The organism is Streptomyces sp. CC0208 (assembly GCF_003443735.1).
In the GTDB taxonomy this organism is placed as follows: Bacteria; Actinomycetota; Actinomycetes; order Streptomycetales; family Streptomycetaceae; genus Streptomyces; species Streptomyces sviceus.
In genome coordinates, this window is the sequence record NZ_CP031969.1 from 1,656,661 (window position 1) to 1,673,907 (window position 17,247).

Here is a 17,247-nt window from a genome sequence, read left to right on the forward strand (position 1 = left end):
TCACATGGCTCTCCGCACCCTGCGCGCGATCGCGATCGAATCCCGCCCCGCTCGTGCCCGGGTCCCCGGTCTCCTCAGCCGCGCGGCCCTCGGCCTCCTGGGCGACACCACCACCAGCGCCCTGCACCGCACAGCCCCCGCTCCCCCTGGCCGCGCCGCTCTCCGCCCCGTGCCTCATCCCCCTCGCCCCCGGGTGGCCGATCTCCTCGGCTGCCGAGTTTCCGGCATCGGACGCCGTCGAGTTGCCGACCTCCCGCACAGCCGGGCCGCCGCCCTCCTCAGCCGCGAAGTTGCCCGCACCCGACACCACGGAATCGTCGGCCGCCCCCACCGCCGGGCCACCACCCCCCGCACCCGCAAAACTCCCCGCCCCCGACACCGCAGAGCGCCCCTCCTGCGCTCCCCCACCGCTCTCCCCTCCGGCCAGACCCCCGTCCGGGCCCCCCTTCGTCTCCCCGGCCTCCCCGGCCGCCCGCTCCCGTGCCGCCCGCAGGGCTCGGCGGGCCTCGTCGGCGGGGCCCGGCGTCATGACGGCCTCCGGAGGGAGACCAGGTCGGTCAGTTCACGGTCGGTGAGTTCCGTGAGGGCGGACTCGCCGGAGCCGAGGATCGCGTCGGCGAGGGCGCGCTTGGATTCGAGCATCTCGGCGATGCGGTCCTCCACGGTGCCCTCGGTGATGAGCCGGTGGACCTGGACGGGCTGGGTCTGGCCGATGCGGTAGGCGCGGTCGGTGGCCTGTTCCTCGACGGCCGGGTTCCACCAGCGGTCGAAGTGGACGACATGACCGGCTCGGGTGAGGTTGAGGCCGGTGCCCGCCGCCTTCAACGACAGGACGAGCACCGGGATCGCGCCGCTCTGGAAGCGGTCCACCATGCGCTCGCGCTCCGGCACCGGCGTCCCGCCGTGCAGCAGGTCCACCGGGACGGCGCGGGCGGCGAGGTGGGCGGTGATCAGGCGGGCCATCCCCACGTACTGGGTGAAGACGAGGGCGGAGCCGTCCTCCGCCAGCAGGGTGTCCAACAGCTCGTCCAGCAGGGCCAGTTTGCCGGAGCGGGCGACCAGTCGCTCGCCGGCCGTCGGCGGGACCTCCTCCTTCAGGTACAACGCGGGATGGTCGCAGATCTGCTTCAGCGCGCCCAGCAGCTTCAGCACCAGGCCCCTGCGCGCGATGCCCTGTGCCGTCTCGATCGCCAGCAGTGACTCGCGCACCACCGCCTCGTACAGCGAGGCCTGCTCGCGGGTGAGCGGGACGGGGTGGTCGGTCTCGGTCTTGGGCGGCAGTTCGGGGACGATCCCGGGGTCGGACTTCTTGCGGCGCAACAGGAACGGGCGGACCAGGCGGGCCAGCCTGGTCACCGCCTCCGCGTCCTCGCCGTTCTCCACCGCGCGCGCGTGCCGGGCGCGGAAGGACTTGAGCGGGCCGAGGAGTCCGGGGGTGGTCCAGTCGAGCAGGGCCCAGAGCTCCGAGAGGTTGTTCTCCACCGGAGTGCCGGTCAGGGCCACGCGCGCGGGGGTCGGGATCGTGCGCAGGGCCTTCGCGGTGGCCGAGTACGGGTTCTTCACATGCTGGGCCTCGTCCGCCACGACCATGCCCCAGCGCTGCTCGGCCAGCCTGGCCGCCGCCGCCCGCATGGTGCCGTACGTGGTGAGGACGAAGCCGCCGTCGAGGTCGTCCAGGCTGCGCTCGGTGCCGTGGAAGCGGCGGACGGGGACGCCCGGCGCGAACCGGGTGATCTCCCGCTGCCAGTTGCCCAGGAGCGAGGCGGGGCAGACCACGAGGGTCGGTTCACGGCGTGCCCGCCGCAGGTGCAGCGCGATGACGGTGATCGTCTTGCCGAGACCCATGTCGTCGGCGAGGCAGCCGCCGAGGCCGAGGGAGGTCATGAGGTCCAGCCAGGCCAGGCCCCGGAGTTGGTAGTCGCGGAGGGTGGCGTGCAGGCCCGCGGGGGGTTCGGCGGGTTGCACTCCGGTGGTCAGGCGGTCGCGCAGGGCTGCGAGTGCGCCGACCGGCACCGCCTCCACCGTCTCGCCGTCGACCTCCGCGCTGCCGGTCAGCGCGACGGAGAGCGCGTCGACCGGGTCGAGCAGGCCCAGTTCGCGTTTGCGGGCCTTGCGGACGAGGGCGGGGTCGACCAACACCCACTGGTCCCTGAGGCGGACGACGGGACGGTGGGCCTCGGCCAGCGCGTCCATCTCGGCCTCGCTGAGCGGGTCGCCGCCGATCGCCAACTGCCAGCGGAACTGGAGGAGTTCCTCGCTCTCGAAGAAGCCGGTGCCGTCGGTCGCCGAGCCCGGCGCGGGGCGTACGACCGCCGCAGCGGTGAGGTCCTGCGCCAGGTCCCGCGGCCAGTGCACGGCCACCCCGGCCGCCGCGAGCCGGGTCGCGGCCACGCCGAGCAGCTCGCCCAACTCCTCGTCGGACAGGGCCAGTACGTCGGGCACGTCCTGCTCGGAGAGCCGGTCCAGGGGCGGCCACACGCGTGCCGCGCGCCGCACGGCGAGGGCCGCGTCCACGCGGGCGCGTGGCCCGAACACGGCGTCGGCCTCCCCCGCCCACAGGGTCGCCGCGTCGGTCACCAGGGTCGGGTCGGCGAGGCTGTGCACCTGGACGATCGCGGCGCCCGCACTGCGCACGCCGTCCGCGTCGGCGTTGAACAGGTTGTACGCCGACAGGTCCAGGCGGAGTGAGATGCGCACGCCCGCGTCCATGCCGGCGGCGACCTCGGCGGCCCAGTCCTGGGCGTGCGGCAGCCGCTGGGGCGCTCGGGCTGCGAAGGGCTTGCCGGAGGCGTAGGGGGCCGCGGGGGTGCGCGGCAGGGTGTCGGCGACCGCGTCCAGGAAGGAGCGCATCAGTGCTTCCGGTTCCGGCAGCCTGAGCGGGCCGGGGCCGGGCAGCGGGACCGCGTGGCCCTCGTGGGGCAGGGCGGCGGCGACCGCGCGCAGGTGCGCGATGTCGTCGGGGTCCAGGGGGCCGGCCCGCCAGGCGTCGTGGCCGGTGGCGGTGAGTCCGGGCAGCAGGCGGCCGCGGGCGGTGAGCCGCAGCGCGTGCAGGGCGGCCGCGCCCCAGCAGGCGGTGGCGGGATGGGCGGCGGGATCGCGCCGGGCCCGGACGAGCAGCGGCAGGGCCTCGTCGACCGGGAGCGAGAGGGCGGGGGCGGTCCGGCGCCGGACTCCGGCTCCGTGCGGTCGTACGACGGTGAGCTCGGTGCGCTCGGGGGACGGGGTGTCGGCACCGGGGCTCTCGGCCGGGAGGGGTGCGCCCTCGGGGTCCCAGAACGCGATACGGCCCTCGCGGGGAAGGGGCGCGGGCAGGAAGACGGCGGCGAGCCGGACGGGGACAGCCGCCCCCTGCTGCTCGCGCCTGGACTCGGCCCCGCGCTCGGCCACCATGGCCCTGTCGCTCATACGTCCTGTCACCTCCCGCCCGCATGTCGGATCAGTCGTCTTCGACTCTACGGGCGGGGTCTGACAATCGGCTCCGGCGACCGGGTCAGGGAACCGTGCGCGAGACGACGTACACCTTCGGGGCGTTCGGGACGGTCAGGTTGACCATGACGTCCTGAGTGGGCGCCGGGTCCTTCTGCGCGTGGGTCAGGCCCCACCAGGAGCGGGGGCCGTCGAACTTCCACCCGCTGATCTTCTGGTCGCGCTCGCTGATGGTGATGTCGTTCTTCTTGAGGTCGGCGCGGCTGACGCCCATGCCGGTGAGGAAGGCGGCGAGGCCCGCGTCGGTCGTCCGGAACTGGACGTAGAGGCGGCTGGTCTTCCAGTTGTTGGTCTCGTAGGAGGCGACCAGGTCGGCGGGGTGCGGCACGGGCACCTGGTAGAGGCGGCGCTGGACCTTGGACGGCCAGTCGGGCGTGAGGCCCGTCGCCGAGTACTTCGCCTCCTTGTCCTTGCCGCTGTCGCGGCTCTGGTTGGCGGAGATCACCAGATAGCCGGCCGGGACGCCGATGAGCAGGCCGATGATGAGCAGTGTGATCGCCCGGCGACGGTTCCGGTGGCGGCGGTCCTCGGTGGGGCGCTCCGGTTCGTCGGGGGGCGCCGAGGCCTGGCGCGGCAGGGAGGCCGTCATGCGGTGTCCCGGGACGTACGACGGGCCTCCACGTACCGCTCGTAGCGCTCGTGCCGCTCCACCCGGCGCCGGTTGGCGCGCCGGAAGCGGCGGGCGACCAGGCGGGCGAGGTCGGCGGCCCCGACCATGCCGGCCTCGGGGCCGAGCTGGGCGCGGGCGATACGGGCCTCGGGGCGGTAGCCGCGGCCGGTGAGCTGGCGCTTGAACGCGTCCCGCGCGGGGCCGATCAGCAGGTCGTCGGCCGCGCTGACGCCTCCGCCGATGACGAAGCAGGACGGGTCGAGGGCGGCCGCGAGGTTCGCGATGCCGACACCGAGCCACTGGCCGATGTCCTGGAGCAGCTCGATGCACATCGCGTCGCCCTCGCGGGCCAGCTCGGTGATCATCGGACCGGTGATGTCGGCGATGTTGCCCTTGACGTGCTCGATGATCCCGTACGCCACCGGGGAGTCGGCGGCGGCCAGCTCCCTGGCCTCCCTGACCAGCGCGTTGCCGGAGCTGTACTGCTCCCAGCAGCCGCGGTTGCCGCACGGGCAGCGGTGACCGCCGGGGACGACCTGCATGTGGCCGAACTCTCCGGCGACGCCGTACTTGCCACGCTTGACCTGGCCGTCCTCCAGGATCGCGCCGCCGATGCCGGTGCCGAGCGTGATCATGACCAGGTGGTCCTCGCCGCGACCCGCGCCGAAGCGCCACTCGGCCCAGGCCGCGGTGTTGGCGTCGTTGTCCACGAGGACGGGGACCGCGAGGCGGCCGGCGATGCGGTCGCGCAGCGGCTCGTTGCGCCAGGACAGGTGGGGGGCGAACAGCACGCGGTTGCGGTCGGCGTCGACCCAGCCCGCGGCGCCGATGCCGACCGCGTGGACGTCGTGGCGGTCGGACAGGTCCAGGACCAGTTCGACGATGGTGTCCTCGACGACCTTGGGGCTCTTGGACTTGTCCGGGGTCTCGGTGCGGACCTTCTCCAGGATGTTGCCGTCGGCGTCGACGACACCCGCCATGACCTTGGTGCCGCCGATGTCGATGCCCACTGTCGGCACGCGGGGTGCGGTCAGGTGTGAGCGGCGTTCCCGCGTGCCGACGGTCCGCAGGGCGGGGGCGCGGCGGGAGCCTATGGGGGCGCTGAAGTTGCCGTAGGTGCTCATCGGCCCCGATTCTGCCTCACCCCGTGCAGGGGTGCTGTCCGGGGGAGGAAAGGGGGATGCGCGCGTCATGCCGGCTGCGGGCCCGTCGTGGCTGGTCGCGCGGTTCCCCGCGCCCCCGCTAGGGGCGCACCAGGAGCTGGAATTCGAATGAGTAGCGCGTCGGGCGATAGGTGTGCGTGCCGTACTCGACCGCTCGCCCGGTGTCGTCGAAGGTCACTCGCTGCATCGTCAGCAAGGGAGCACCCGTCTCCTCCGCCAGGCGGTCCGCCTCCTCCGTCGTGGCCGCTCTCGCGCCGATCGTCTGGCGGGCGCTGTGGAGGGTGATGCCGGCCGCTCGCATCATGCGGTAGAGGCCCGTGGTCTCCAGCTGCGCGGTGTCCAGGTCGAGGAGGGCCGGGGGGATGAAGTTGCACAGGTGTGCCATGGGCTCGCCGTGGGCGAGGCGCAGGCGTTCCACCCGGTGCACGTCGCTGCCCTCGGCGACGCCGAGCGCGGCGGCGATCTCGGCGGTGGCGGAGACGACGGTGTTGACGAGGACCTTCGTAGCGGGGCGCTGGCCGGCCGCCTCCAGGTCGTCGTAGAGGCTGCTCAGCTCCAGCGGGCGCTTGACCTGGCTGTGCACGACCTGGGTGCCGACTCCGCGGCGGCGCACGAGCAGGCCCTTGTCGACGAGCGACTGGATGGCCTGGCGGACGGTGGGCCGGGACAGGCCGAGCCGGGCGGCGAGCTCGATCTCGTTGCCCAGCAGGCTGCCGGGGGTGAGCGTGCCGTGTTCGATCGCGGCCTCCAGCTGCTGGGACAGCTGGAAGTACAACGGCACCGGGCTGCTGCGGTCCACACTGAGCTCGAGCGTCACGGTCGGGTCCACTCCTGGTTTCGGCACGGGCCCGAGCGTAGCTCCGTGCGCTGTTGACGGGAAGTCGTGTAGTCAGATTGTCCGGACATACGCATTGACAGCACGGGGTTCGCGACCACACTTTGTTCACATGCGCATCGGGGTCATAGGGACGGGCCGCATCGGCACCATTCATGCGAGGACGCTCAGCCGTCACCGGGAGGTCGGTTCCTTAATCCTCACGGACGCGGACGGCGCACGGGCCCAGGAGCTCGCGCACCGGCTGGGGGAGACCGCTGCCCCGGGCGTCGACGAGATCTTCAAATGGGGCGTGGACGCCGTGGTGATCACCACCGCGACCTCGGCCCACGCCGAGCTGATCGGCCGGGCGGCGCGCTCGGGGCTGCCGGTGTTCTGCGAGAAGCCCATCGCACTCGACCTGCCCGGCACGCTGCAGGCCATCGCCGAGGTGGAGACCGCCGGGACGATTCTCCAGATGGGTTTCCAGCGCCGCTTCGACGCGGGCTACACCGGCGCGCGGGAGGCCGTGCGCTCGGGGCGGCTCGGACGGCTGCACACCGTGCGGGCGCTCACCTCCGACCAGGCGCCGCCGCCGGCGGAGTGGCTGCCGCTGTCCGGGGGGCTGTACCGGGACACCCTGATCCACGACTTCGACATCCTGCGCTGGGTGACCGGGCACGAGATCGTCGACGTGTACGCGGCCGGGTCCGACGCCGGTCCGCCGATGTTCCGGGCCGCCGGGGACGTCGACACCGCGGCCGCGGTGCTCACCCTCGACGACGGGACCCTCGCCACGGCCACGGCCACGCGGCTCAACGGCGCCGGATACGACGTGCGCATGGAGCTCGCCGGAGAGCTGGACCAGGTGGTGGTGGGCCTGGACGACCGCACACCCATCGCGTCCACCGAGCCCACGGGGCCGCCGGCGGCGGACAAGCCGTGGACGGGGTTCCTGGAGCGGTTCGGACCGGCGTACGAGGCCGAACTGGCCGCGTTCATCGAAGTGGTCCGGGGCGAGAGGGCGAACCCCTGCGACGGGCGCGAGGCGTTGCAGGCGCTAAGGGTCGCGGAGGCGTGCGAGGTGTCCCGGCGCGAGCGCAGGGCCGTACGGCTGGCGGAGCTCCCGGGCGGCACCGGCGCGGCCGTGTTCTGACCCCGGACCGCCAGTCCGACCGCGGCCCGGCACGTCCTTGCCGACCTCACCCTGTGCCGCCGTACCGTCCTCACCTCGCCGGGCCCTGCCACCGCACCGGCAGGCTCCGCACTCCCCTGATCAGCATCCCCGGCAGCCACTCCCCCGGCGGTCCGTCGAGTGCGAGAGCGGGGGCCCGGTCCAGCAGGGTCCGGATCGCCGTGCGGGCCTCCAGGCGGGCCAGCGGGGCGCCCAGGCAGTAGTGGATGCCGTGGCCGAACGCGAGATGCCCGCGGGGGTCGCGGCGGATGTCGAAGCGGTCCGGGGCCGGGTAACGGGAGTCGTCGCGGTCGGCCGCGCTCAGGCAGATCATCACCGGGTCGCCCTCGGCGATGGCCCGCCCCGCTATCTCCAGGGGCTCGGAGGCGTACCGGAAGGTCGCGTTCTCGACCGGGCCCTCATGGCGCAGCGCCTCCTCGACCGCGCTGTCGACGAGGCTCATGTCGGCGCGCAGGGCGGCGAGTTGGCCGGGATGGGTGAGCAGGGCGTGCACGCCGTTGGTGATGAGGTTGACCGTGGTCTCGTGGCCCGCGATCAACAGCAGGAAGGCCATGCCGCGCAGTTCCGACGGGGAGAGCCGGTCGCCGTCCTCGGCGGTGGTGCGGATGAGGTCGCCGAGCAGGTCGTCGCTCGGTCCGGCGCACCGCTTGTCCTCGATGAGCTCCGCCAGGTAGGCGCCGAGGCGCTGGACGGCGTCGTACGAACTCTCCGGGGTGGTGGGGGCCACGACCTCCGTGGACAGCTTCCGGAACTCGGTGCGGTCCATCTCGGGTACGCCGAGGAGTTCACAGATCACGGTGATCGGCAGCGGGTAGGCGAGGTACTGCACCAGGTCGGCGCGGCCGTGCGGCAGCATCGCGTCGAGGAGGTCGTCGGTGATCTGCTGGATCCTGGGCCGCAGTTGCTCGACGCGGCGCATGGTGAAGGCGCGGGAGACCAGGCCGCGCAGCCGGGTGTGCTCGGGCGGGTCGCTGTTGAGCAGATGGCGGCCGATCAGTGCCTCGTCGTCGAACACCATGCCGACCCTGCGGCCGTCCTTGGACAGCCTCGGATCCGCGAGGGCCGCGCGCGCCTCCTCGTGCCCGACGACGAGCCAGGTCGAGTAGTCGGCGTCGGAGCCGGGCGGGCGCACCCGGTGCACGGGGCCGAGGTCACGCAACCGGGCGTACACGGGGTGCGGATCGGCACGGAACGCCTCGCCGTACTCCCCCAGATCGATCACTGCTTCGGTCATGAACTCCCCCTTCACCCCCCTCAACGCCCGGCGACCGCGTCTAGTGCCCGTCCGGCTCGTGTTCCTCGGTGGGCTCCAGCAGTCCCGCGTCATAGGCCAACAACGCGATCTGCACCCGGTTGTTGAGGTCGAGCTTGGCCAGCACGCGGGACACGTGCGTCTTGACGGTGGCGACGCTCATGTAGAGGGCGGCGGCGATCTCGGCGTTGGACAGGCCCTGGCCGACGGCGACGGCGACCTCGCGTTCGCGGTCGTTGAGTGCGGCGATGCGCTCACGCGCGCGTGCCCGTCGGGTGTCGGCGGCGGTGCCGGCCGCGTGGGCCATCAGCTGACGGGTGACGGTGGGCGACAGGACGGGATCGCCGGCCGCGACCCGGCGGACGGCGGCGAGGATCTCGGCGGGCGGGGTGTCCTTGAGGACGAATCCGGCGGCGCCCGCGCGCAGGGCGCGCAGGACCTGCTCGTCGGCGTGGAATGTGGTCAGGACGACGACCTGCGGGGCGTCTGGACGGCCGCGCAGCCGCTCGGTGGCCGTGAGGCCGTCCACCGACGGCATCCTGATGTCCATGAGGACGACGTCCGGGCGGGTCCGGTCGACGGCGGCCTCGACCTCGGTGCCGTCCGCCGCCTCTCCGACGATCTCGATGTCCTCGGCTCCGCCCAGCATCAGGGACAGACCGGCCCGCACCAGGGGGTCGTCGTCCACGAGGAGCAGTCTGATCACAGTCATGGGCCCTACGTAACCACGCGGAGGCGAGGCGCAATCACCCTTGCCGGCGGGCGAGTTGCGCTGCCGACGACACCCGGCGCCGTCATCCCCACGGCAGCCACGCCCGCACCACGAACGCCCCGTCCGTCTCCACCCCGTGCTCCAGCCGGCCCCCGGCGAGCGTGGCGCGCTCGGTGAGGCCGATCAGGCCCTGGCCCGAGCCGGGGACGTGTGGCACCTCGCCCTCGGGCGGGGGGTTCCGGACGGTCACGGCGAGGCCCTCGCCCGGGCCGCCGGTGACGGTGACCGTGACCTCTGTGCCGGGGGCGTGCTTGCGGGCGTTGGTGAGGCTCTCCTGGGCGATGCGGTAGGCGGTGCGGCCCACGGAGGCGGGCACGGCGGCGGGCTCGGCGACCCGGCTGTCGAGGACAACCTTCATGTCGGCCTCACGGGACTCGGCGACCAGGGTGTCGAGCGCGGCGAGGGTCGGCTGGGGGCGGCCCGTGTCGTCGTGGTCCGCGGCCCGCAGCACGCCGATGATCTCCCGCAGGTCCTGGAGCGCCTCGTGCGCGCTCTCCCGGATGACGCCGGCCGCCCGGGCGACCTCCTCCTGGGGCGCGTCCGGCCGGAACTCCAGGGCGCCCGCGTGGACGCTGAGCAGGGTCAGCCGGTGCGCGAGCACGTCGTGCATCTCGCGCGCGATGGCCTCACGGGCGAGCCGCTGCGCTTGCTCGGCCCGCAGCCGCGCCTCGGTCTCGGCGCGCCGGGCGCGGTCGCGCAGGCTGAACATGAGCTGCCGTTTGGCCCGTACGAGCAGACCCCAGCCGACGACCGCGGCGACCAGGACCGCGGTGAGGACGACCGAGACGAGGTACGGCAGGTCCGCGTCGGGCCGCAGCCGGAAGGTGAGGGGGACCACCGCGATGTTGAGGCCGGCCACCCAGGCGACGTACCGGAAGGGGCGGTGCACGGCGAGGGTGAAGACGGCGATCAGGCAGGCGCCGCCGGCGGTGTCCGAGAGCACCCCGAGGGGGATCGTGGCCAGAGCCAGGCCGACGGGCCAGCGGCGGCGCAGCCACACGGCGGCGCAGGCGAGTGCGCCGAGCAGCTGGTCGAGGTCGGCCGCGGCGTGCGACACGTGCGGGTTGTCGCCCACCGCGTCCGCCGCGATCAGGCCGACGAAGACGGCCAGGAGGAAGCAGGAGAAGTCGACGAGCCAGTCGCGGGCGGTGCGCCGGGGCCGCCGTCCGGGCCGCGCGGCGGCGGGGTCGAACTCGTGGATCACGGCGGACGGCAGCAGCCAGCGCCGGCCGGGGAAGGCCGGGGGGTCGGGAACCGTCTCGTCAGCGCTCACGGTCGACAAATCTACGCAGTGAGGCCCGGCCACACCTCCCCACGACCGGGATCGGCGACCAAAGTCGCGGCAGCGCAGACTTTCGGCGCGGACGGCCGCGCGGGGCCGATGCTTCGGTGGGACGGGGTTCGCCCCGCGGCCGATGTCCGTGGGGGGGCCGCGGGGCGAGGGTCTTCCCATGAAGCAACTGCTGGAACTGCTCGGTTTCCTCGCCCTGGTGCAGGGAGGGGCCGGCCTGCTGCACGAGTTCACCGGCTGGCACGTCGGCCTCGTCCAGCGGATCGGTGTGCTCGACGGCTACGAGATCTACGCGAGCGTCGCCCTGATCGTGCTGGCGTTCGCGCTGTTCGCCGCCGCGGAGAGCCGGAGGTCAGGATGAACGCGGGGCGGACCTCCGGTCGGTCACGCCGTTCTCCCGGCCGCTACGACCTTGTCAGCAGCCGTAGTTGACCAGGTTGAACGTGGCGTAGTGGTCCGCCGTGTAGTAGTCCTCCTGGCTCTTCTGACCGGTGACGATCCGGCGCGCTCCACGCGTGGAGGAGCCGGGCGTGATCACCGTGTACTCGTGGTAGTAGCTGCTCGACCGGCTCGGCAGGACGCCTTCGCGGTTCTGGAAGACGCTGCCGTCCTGCGAGTAGGGGTAGGGGCCGCCCTGTTCGATCAGGTCCAGGGTGTCGTACGCCTGGGAGGGCAGCTTGGTGTAGCAGATGCTGCCGACGGCGGCGGCCGCCGGGGTGGCGGTGGTGACGGTACCGCCGACGAGGAGGGCGGACAGGACGGCCGCAGCGGCGCCGATGCGAGTGATCCGTGGGGGGAATCTCATGCCTTCATGATGACGCGCGTAGACCGTGGCATGTCAATGACAACTCTGCGGATTTTCCCGTCAAGTCCGATGTGTTTTCAGGGAGTTAACCTGACGCCCGACGTCTTCACGAGTCCCGCTGCCGCGACTGAGGTCTCTGTCCGTTCACCGCCGGCGGTTCAGGGGCCGGGCCGGTGGGATGGGGGTCATGACAACGACTTACGGAAATCTGAACGGCAAGGTCGCGCTCGTCACCGGGGGCAGCCGGGGGATCGGTGCGGCCACGGCGGTGCGGCTGGCGCGGGAGGGCGCGGATGTGGCCGTGACGTACGTGGACGGCAAGGAGGCGGCCTCGGACGTCGTACGGCGGGTCGAGGCGCTGGGGCGGCGGGCCGTCGCGCTGCGGGCGGACTCCGCGGACCCGGAGGAGGCGACGGGGGCGGTGCTGCGTACGGCGGAGGCGCTCGGCGGGCTGGACGTACTCGTGAACAACGCGGGCGTGGGGGTGCTCGGGCCGTTGGGCGAGCTGTCCCTCGCGCAGGTCGACCGGGTGCTCGCCGTCAACGTGCGCGGGGTGTTCCTGGCCTCTCAGGCGGCGGCCGCCCGGATGCGGGACGGAGGACGGATCATCACCATCGGCAGCTGCATGACCCAGCGGGTGCCCGGCCCCGGCGGGACCCTGTACGCGACGAGCAAGTCGGCGCTGATCGGGCTGACGAAGGCCCTCGCGCGTGAGCTGGGGTCACGGGGGATCACGGCGAACATCGTGCATCCCGGGCCCATCGACACGGACATGAATCCGGGGGACGGACCGTTCGCGGCGGGCCAGGCCGCGATGACCGCGGCGGGGCGGTTCGGGACGGCGGAGGAAGTGGCGTCGATGGTGGCGTATCTGGCGGAGGCGGAGTACGTCACCGGTGCGGAGTTCTCGGTGGACGGGGGGCATGCGGCGTGAGGCAGCGGCTCTTTGCGGGGCTGCCGCCGGCCCCGCGGCTCCGGCTCCCCGCACGCCGGGGTCGCTGAAGCAGCCCCCGGCGTGCGGGTACGAAGTCTCAGCCGCCCAGCTCCTGGTGCCTCGCTGACAGAGCCGCCGAACCCGACTCCGTCAGCGAACCGAACAGCCGCAGGCGCGAGATCCCGCCGTCCGGGAAGATGTCCACGCGCGCGTGCGTGCCCACCGCCGGGGCCGGCAGGACGAAGCGGTGGTTCGTGTCGGGCTGGAGACGGGTGCGCGGGAGGATCTCCCGCCAGTCGCCGTCCTCGCCGTCACGAACCGACACCGAGGCCCAGCCCGCGCTGTTCCCCTTCAGATACGCCGTGTCGATCTCGATCGCCCGGATCTGCGACTGGGCCACGAGACGGTAGCGGATCCAGTCGTTGCCCTGGTCACGGCGGCGGCGCGTCTCCCAGCCGTCGTCCATCTTGCGGGAGCGGCCCGGCTGGATGGTGTTCGACGCCGGCGAGTAGAAGAGGTTCGACGCGTCCTCCGCCCGGCCGCCGTTCTCCAGTGCGACCACGTCGAAGGTGCCGAGGACCTCCAGCCACGCCGGGTCCGGGACGACCTCGCCGTGGACGCGCAGGCGGGCGATGCCGCCGTCGGGGTGCTGGTTGACCCGCAGGTGGGTGAAGCGCTGCTCCAGGGACACGGAGAAGCCGTTCGCCGCGTGACCGCCGACCGGCGTCCGCGGGACGAGCGTCGTCCACTTCACGTCGTCGCCCAGCAGTTCCTCCGGGGACGGGGAGCCTGCCACGGACGTGCCTTCGACCGACACCGCCTGGGGGTAGTTCCCGCGGAAGTGCGCCGTGTCGACCACGATCCCCCGGATCACGCCGGGCGCGCCCAGGCGCACCAGCGCCCAGTCGTGGTCCTCGGCCGTCGGCCAGGGGTGTGCGGCCGAGGCGCCCCGGCGGCGCCGCGTCTCCCAGCCGTCCATGATCTTGCCCTTGTGCCCGAAGTGCTCGGGGTCGAACTCGGCCCGCTCGGGCATCAGCAGGTTCTCGCGCTGGGCGAAGAACTCGTCGTTGGCGGCGATGACTCCGGCGCCGAGCGTGCGTGCGGCGAGGTCGGCGTACTGGGTGAAGGGGAAGTCGGCGGTGCGGTAGTCCGCGTACGGGTCACCGCCGCCGTACGGGTGCGCGTCGCCGGTGAAACTGGGAATCGCCGTCACGTACATGTGCCTTTCTGAAGTTGCCGGTGCGGGTGATCAGGGCGTACGGGTGAGCAGTCGACCCTTCGGGGCGGTGAACTCGCCGTTCGCCACGACGCGTTCGCCGCGCAGCCAGGTCGACTTCACGACTCCGTGCAGGGTCTTGCCCGCGTAGGCCGTCACGCGGTTGCGGTGCTGGAGGGCCGCAGGGTCCACGGTGAAGGTCTCGTCGGGCGCGAGGACCGCGAAGTCGGCGTCACGGCCGGCCTCGATGGCGCCCTTGCGCGCGTCCAGGCCCACCAACTCGGCCGTGCGCGCGGACATCCAGCGGACCACGTCCTCCAGTGAGTGACCGCGCTTCCGCGCCTCGGTCCAGACCGCGGCCAGGCTCAGCTGGAGGCCCGAGATGCCGCCCCACGCCGTGGCGAAGTCGTCCGTCTTCAGGTCGGCCGTGGACGGGGAGTGGTCGGTGACCACGCAGTCGATGGTGCCGTCGGCCAGCGCCTGCCACAGCAGATCCTGGTTGGCGGACTCCCGGATGGGCGGGCAGCACTTGAACTCGCTGGCGCCGTCCGGGACTTCCTCGGCCGTGAGGGTGAGGTAGTGCGGGCAGGTCTCGACGGTGATGCGCACCCCCTCCGCCTTCGCCTGGGCGATCAGCGGGAGAGCGTCGCTGGACGACAGGTGCAGCACGTGCACGCGCGCATTCAACCGCTTCGCCTGGGCGATGAGTTGGGCGATCGCCGTGTCCTCGGCGTCGCGCGGACGGGACGCCAGGAAGTCCGCGTACTTGGGACCGGCCTGCTGCGGGGCGGCCTCCAGGTGGTGCGGGTCTTCGGCGTGGACGATCAGCAGCCCGCCGAAGGAGGCGATCTCGGCCAGGGACCGGGCGAGCCCGTCCTGGTCGAGATGCGGGAACTCGTCCACCCCGGACGGCGACAGGAACGCCTTGAAGCCGAAGACGCCCGACTCGTGCAGCGGGCGCAGGTCCTTGACGTTGTCGGGCAGGGCACCACCCCAGAATCCGACGTCGATGTGGGCCTTGTCGGCCGCGACCTCCTGCTTCGTCCGCAGGTGGTCGACGGTCGTCGTGGGCGGAAGGGAGTTGAGGGGCATGTCGACGAGGGTGGTGATGCCGCCGGCCGCCGCCGCGCGCGTGGCGGTCCAGAAGCCCTCCCACTCGGTGCGGCCCGGGTCGTTGACGTGCACATGAGTGTCGACCAGGCCGGGCAGCAGGACATCGTCCCCGAGGTCCTCCAGGCGGACACCCGACGGCACTTCGGCGTCGTACGGCAGTACGGCCGCGATCTTTCCGTCGGTGACCGCGACCGACGCGGCCCGCGTCCCCTCGGGTGTGATGACGCGCGTGGAGCGCAGCACCAGTTCAGTGTCGGACACCCGGACCCCTCTCTGCCGCCGTTAACTTCCGCGTAACGGAATTCAACTTTCTGTTGAAGGAGTCTTCACTCCCGGTCGAGCGCCGTCAAGGGCACACTTACTTAGGGTGCGCCTTGCGCCGACACTCTGGACGTTTCCACAAAGCGGAATTACGATTCCAGCAAGCAGAACGTAGCTATGCACCAGCGGGGAGTCAACCGACTGCCGGGTAGGCTTCTGCCCTCCTGCCCAGACCCGAAAGGCAGCCCCGAAAGGAACGCGCCGTGCCGACGTCCAGCGCCAGCACCACCGACTCCGCCAAGTCCGCCGGTGGCGGGGTCCAGTCCCTCGAGCGCGCCTTCGATCTGCTGGAGCGGATGGCGGACGCGGGCGGGGAAGTCGGACTGAGTGAACTGTCCGCGAGCAGCGGGCTGCCGCTGCCCACCATCCACCGCCTGATGCGGACCCTCGTGTCCTGCGGATACGTCCGCCAGCAGCCCAACCGGCGCTACGCCCTCGGCCCGCGCCTGATCCGCCTCGGCGAGTCGTCCGCCCGGCTGCTCGGCACCTGGGCCCGCCCCTACCTCGCGCGTCTGGTCGAGGAGACCGGCGAGACGGCCAACATGGCCCTGCTCGACGGGGACGAGATCGTCTACGTCGCCCAGGTGCCGTCGAAGCACTCGATGCGGATGTTCACCGAGGTCGGCCGGCGCGTCCTGCCGCACTCCACGGGCGTCGGCAAGGCCCTGCTCGCCCACACCCCCGACGACGAGGTGCGCGCCCTGCTCGCCCGGACCGGCATGCCGGCCGCGACGGAGAAGACGATCACCACGCCGGACGGCTTCCTCGCGGCCCTGAAGGACGTGCGCGGCCGGGGCTACGCGGTCGACGACAACGAACAGGAGATCGGCGTCCGCTGCCTCGCGGTGTCGGTGCCCAACTCCCCCACCGCGGCGGCGATTTCGATCTCCGGTCCGGCGGGCCGGGTCACCGAGGCGGCCACCGAGAAGATCGTGCCGGTGCTGCAGCAGGTGGCGTCGGAGCTGTCGGAGGCACTGGCCAGCCAGAATCCGGGGTGACGGTCCGACCCCCAGGCCTGGGCGGTACACCGACCGACCACCTGACCTAGCGCCGCGGCTCCCCGAACAACTCCACGGCCCTGCGTACGTCGGTCAGCCCCCGCGACAGCGCGCTCACCGACCCGATCGCCCCCGCGATCAGCAGCAACGACCGCCGCAGGCGCGGGACTTCGGGGGCGCCGTCGATCGTCATGGCGGCCAGCACGGCGAGTTCGTCCTCGGCGATGCCCCGGTCGGGGAACTCGGCCGGGTGCGCGGCGAGTTCACGGCGCAGCCGGGACACCGCGGTCCGCAGTTCCGCAACTCTCTGATCGTTCTCGCTGCCGGTCACTGGCCTCTGCCCCAAGCTCCGCAACACAGCTCTCCCCCTCGCACTCCTTCGTGCGCCCCCACCGTCGTGAAGCCCCTTCGGCGGCGGTCAGGCCCCGAGGGACGCGGGCCAGTAAACGCCACGCAAGGCGCCGCGCGCCACCGTACGGACCGAAATTCAGCCCATGGAAACCCGGCGCACGCCGGCGCGTCAGGTATGCAGGAAGCATGACGGAGAACGAACAGCAGGTCGCAGGACTGCTGCTGGCCGCGGGCGGCGGACGGCGGCTCGGCGGGCGCCCCAAGGCACTGCTCGCACACCGGGGACGCCCGCTGGTCGAACACGCGGTGGGCGTCCTGCGCGCGGCCGGCTGCACCCGCGTGCACGTGGTGCTGGGAGCGGCCGCGGCGGTCGTACGGGAGCGGGCCGAGCTCAATGACTGCGTACTGGTGGAGAACCCGGAGTGGGCGGACGGCATGGGATCGTCGCTGCGGGCCGGGCTCGACTCGCTCGCCGGAACGCAGGCACGGGCCGCGCTGGTCTCGCTGGTCGACCAGCCGGGCATCGGGGCGGCGGCCGTGCGCCGGTTGCTCGCCGCGTACGAGGACGAGAGCTCGCTCGCCGCGGCCGCGTATGACGGCGTACGCGGCCATCCCGTCCTCCTCGGCGCCGCGCACTGGGCGGGGATCGCGGCGACTGCGACCGGCGACCGGGGGGCACGCGCCTATCTGAAGGAGCACCACGGCGCGATCACGCTCGTCGAGTGCGGGGACGTGGCCGAGCCGTACGACATCGACACGCCCCCGGATCTGGCACACCTTGAGTGAACGCGGTGGCACGCAGAGCCACCATTGCTCGACCCGGAGAATCTCGACATCAACAAACCATTGAACTTCCACGATGAGGAAACTAGTATCCACTGCTCAGAAGCGCCTCACCCCTGCGAGGGGCGCCGCTCGCGTACCCG

The 17,247-nt window shown here is 72.5% G+C and carries 16 protein-coding genes; 5 read left to right on the forward strand and 11 right to left on the reverse strand.

The window, feature by feature from the left end; all coding sequences use genetic code 11:
* Positions 1 to 525: 525 nt before the first annotated feature.
* The 4 genes from D1369_RS07570 to D1369_RS07585 all read right to left on the reverse strand — a co-directional run bounded on the left by D1369_RS07570 (position 526) and on the right by D1369_RS07585 (position 6,076).
* Positions 526 to 3,390, reverse strand: coding sequence for a DEAD/DEAH box helicase (locus tag D1369_RS07570; RefSeq protein ID WP_240436171.1), 2,865 nt, complete (start codon positions 3,388 to 3,390; stop codon positions 526 to 528).
* Positions 3,391 to 3,490: 100 nt separating this feature from the next.
* The gene (locus tag D1369_RS07575) at positions 3,491 to 4,075 is read right to left on the reverse strand and encodes a hypothetical protein (RefSeq protein WP_007385744.1); all 585 of its coding nucleotides are present in this window, start codon (positions 4,073 to 4,075) and stop codon (positions 3,491 to 3,493) included.
* A complete protein-coding gene (locus tag D1369_RS07580) occupies positions 4,072 to 5,220 on the reverse strand; it encodes an ROK family glucokinase (RefSeq protein ID WP_020119061.1) in 1,149 nt (382 codons plus the stop codon). Before D1369_RS07580 ends, D1369_RS07575 begins: the two co-directional genes overlap by 4 nt.
* 118 nt (positions 5,221 to 5,338) lie before the next feature.
* Entirely contained in the window at positions 5,339 to 6,076 is a 738-nt protein-coding gene (locus D1369_RS07585; protein WP_007385742.1) for a GntR family transcriptional regulator, read from the reverse strand.
* A gap of 130 nt (positions 6,077 to 6,206) precedes the next feature.
* Between D1369_RS07585 and D1369_RS07590 the strand changes: the two genes are divergently transcribed.
* Positions 6,207 to 7,229 (forward strand): Gfo/Idh/MocA family oxidoreductase, encoded by a 1,023-nt coding sequence (locus tag D1369_RS07590; protein ID WP_007385741.1) that lies wholly within the window; start codon positions 6,207 to 6,209, stop codon positions 7,227 to 7,229.
* A gap of 70 nt (positions 7,230 to 7,299) precedes the next feature.
* Here D1369_RS07590 and D1369_RS07595 read toward each other — a convergent pair whose 3' ends face one another.
* The 3 genes from D1369_RS07595 to D1369_RS07605 all read right to left on the reverse strand — a co-directional run bounded on the left by D1369_RS07595 (position 7,300) and on the right by D1369_RS07605 (position 10,574).
* Complete coding sequence (locus D1369_RS07595) at positions 7,300 to 8,502, reverse strand: cytochrome P450 (RefSeq protein ID WP_037903826.1); 1,203 nt, start codon at positions 8,500 to 8,502, stop codon at positions 7,300 to 7,302.
* 40 nt (positions 8,503 to 8,542) lie between these two features.
* Positions 8,543 to 9,232, reverse strand: a complete 690-nt coding sequence (locus tag D1369_RS07600; RefSeq protein WP_202477124.1) for a response regulator transcription factor — start codon at positions 9,230 to 9,232, stop codon at positions 8,543 to 8,545.
* An 82-nt stretch (positions 9,233 to 9,314) separates the two neighbouring features.
* Positions 9,315 to 10,574: a histidine kinase gene (locus D1369_RS07605; RefSeq protein ID WP_007385738.1), complete on the reverse strand. Its 1,260-nt coding sequence runs from the start codon at positions 10,572 to 10,574 to the stop codon at positions 9,315 to 9,317.
* A 169-nt stretch (positions 10,575 to 10,743) separates the two neighbouring features.
* Between D1369_RS07605 and D1369_RS07610 the strand changes: the two genes are divergently transcribed.
* Complete coding sequence (locus D1369_RS07610) at positions 10,744 to 10,944, forward strand: hypothetical protein (RefSeq protein ID WP_037901896.1); 201 nt, start codon at positions 10,744 to 10,746, stop codon at positions 10,942 to 10,944.
* Positions 10,945 to 10,998: 54 nt separating this feature from the next.
* Here D1369_RS07610 and D1369_RS07615 read toward each other — a convergent pair whose 3' ends face one another.
* Positions 10,999 to 11,388, reverse strand: coding sequence for a ribonuclease domain-containing protein (locus D1369_RS07615; protein WP_007385736.1), 390 nt, complete (start codon positions 11,386 to 11,388; stop codon positions 10,999 to 11,001).
* Positions 11,389 to 11,566: 178 nt separating this feature from the next.
* Between D1369_RS07615 and D1369_RS07620 the strand changes: the two genes are divergently transcribed.
* Entirely contained in the window at positions 11,567 to 12,322 is a 756-nt protein-coding gene (locus tag D1369_RS07620) for a 3-oxoacyl-ACP reductase family protein (protein WP_007385735.1), read from the forward strand.
* Between the two features lie 97 nt (positions 12,323 to 12,419).
* Here D1369_RS07620 and alc read toward each other — a convergent pair whose 3' ends face one another.
* Together alc and allB are read right to left on the reverse strand one after the other, a co-directional pair.
* A complete protein-coding gene (alc, locus tag D1369_RS07625; RefSeq protein ID WP_037903824.1) occupies positions 12,420 to 13,535 on the reverse strand; it encodes an allantoicase in 1,116 nt (371 codons plus the stop codon).
* 36 nt (positions 13,536 to 13,571) lie between these two features.
* Positions 13,572 to 14,912 (reverse strand): allantoinase AllB, encoded by a 1,341-nt coding sequence (gene allB, locus D1369_RS07630; RefSeq protein WP_007385733.1) that lies wholly within the window; start codon positions 14,910 to 14,912, stop codon positions 13,572 to 13,574.
* A gap of 263 nt (positions 14,913 to 15,175) precedes the next feature.
* Here allB and D1369_RS07635 point away from each other — a divergent pair, with 263 nt between their 5' ends.
* Positions 15,176 to 15,970 (forward strand): IclR family transcriptional regulator, encoded by a 795-nt coding sequence (locus D1369_RS07635; RefSeq protein WP_007385732.1) that lies wholly within the window; start codon positions 15,176 to 15,178, stop codon positions 15,968 to 15,970.
* A 46-nt stretch (positions 15,971 to 16,016) separates the two neighbouring features.
* On the opposite strand, the gene D1369_RS07640 is transcribed toward D1369_RS07635, so the two are convergent.
* On the reverse strand, positions 16,017 to 16,301 hold the full coding sequence (locus D1369_RS07640; RefSeq protein ID WP_205574460.1) for a DUF5955 family protein: 285 nt from the start codon (positions 16,299 to 16,301) through the stop codon (positions 16,017 to 16,019).
* A 206-nt stretch (positions 16,302 to 16,507) separates the two neighbouring features.
* Here D1369_RS07640 and D1369_RS07645 point away from each other — a divergent pair, with 206 nt between their 5' ends.
* Complete coding sequence (locus tag D1369_RS07645; RefSeq protein ID WP_007385730.1) at positions 16,508 to 17,107, forward strand: NTP transferase domain-containing protein; 600 nt, start codon at positions 16,508 to 16,510, stop codon at positions 17,105 to 17,107.
* Positions 17,108 to 17,247 lie beyond the last annotated feature (140 nt).

Coding starts and splice junctions, on each gene's coding strand:
- D1369_RS07575 (WP_007385744.1), bottom strand. CDS start 4,075: ATGACGGCCTCCCTGCCGCGCCAGGCCTCGGCGCCCCCCGACGAACCG.
- D1369_RS07590 (WP_007385741.1), top strand. CDS start 6,207: ATGCGCATCGGGGTCATAGGGACGGGCCGCATCGGCACCATTCATGCG.
- D1369_RS07620 (WP_007385735.1), top strand. CDS start 11,567: ATGGGGGTCATGACAACGACTTACGGAAATCTGAACGGCAAGGTCGCG.
- D1369_RS07595 (WP_037903826.1), bottom strand. CDS start 8,502: ATGACCGAAGCAGTGATCGATCTGGGGGAGTACGGCGAGGCGTTCCGT.
- D1369_RS07615 (WP_007385736.1), bottom strand. CDS start 11,388: ATGAGATTCCCCCCACGGATCACTCGCATCGGCGCCGCTGCGGCCGTC.
- D1369_RS07580 (WP_020119061.1), bottom strand. CDS start 5,220: ATGAGCACCTACGGCAACTTCAGCGCCCCCATAGGCTCCCGCCGCGCC.
- D1369_RS07600 (WP_202477124.1), bottom strand. CDS start 9,232: ATGACTGTGATCAGACTGCTCCTCGTGGACGACGACCCCCTGGTGCGG.
- D1369_RS07645 (WP_007385730.1), top strand. CDS start 16,508: ATGACGGAGAACGAACAGCAGGTCGCAGGACTGCTGCTGGCCGCGGGC.
- D1369_RS07570 (WP_240436171.1), bottom strand. CDS start 3,390: ATGGTGGCCGAGCGCGGGGCCGAGTCCAGGCGCGAGCAGCAGGGGGCG.
- D1369_RS07610 (WP_037901896.1), top strand. CDS start 10,744: ATGAAGCAACTGCTGGAACTGCTCGGTTTCCTCGCCCTGGTGCAGGGA.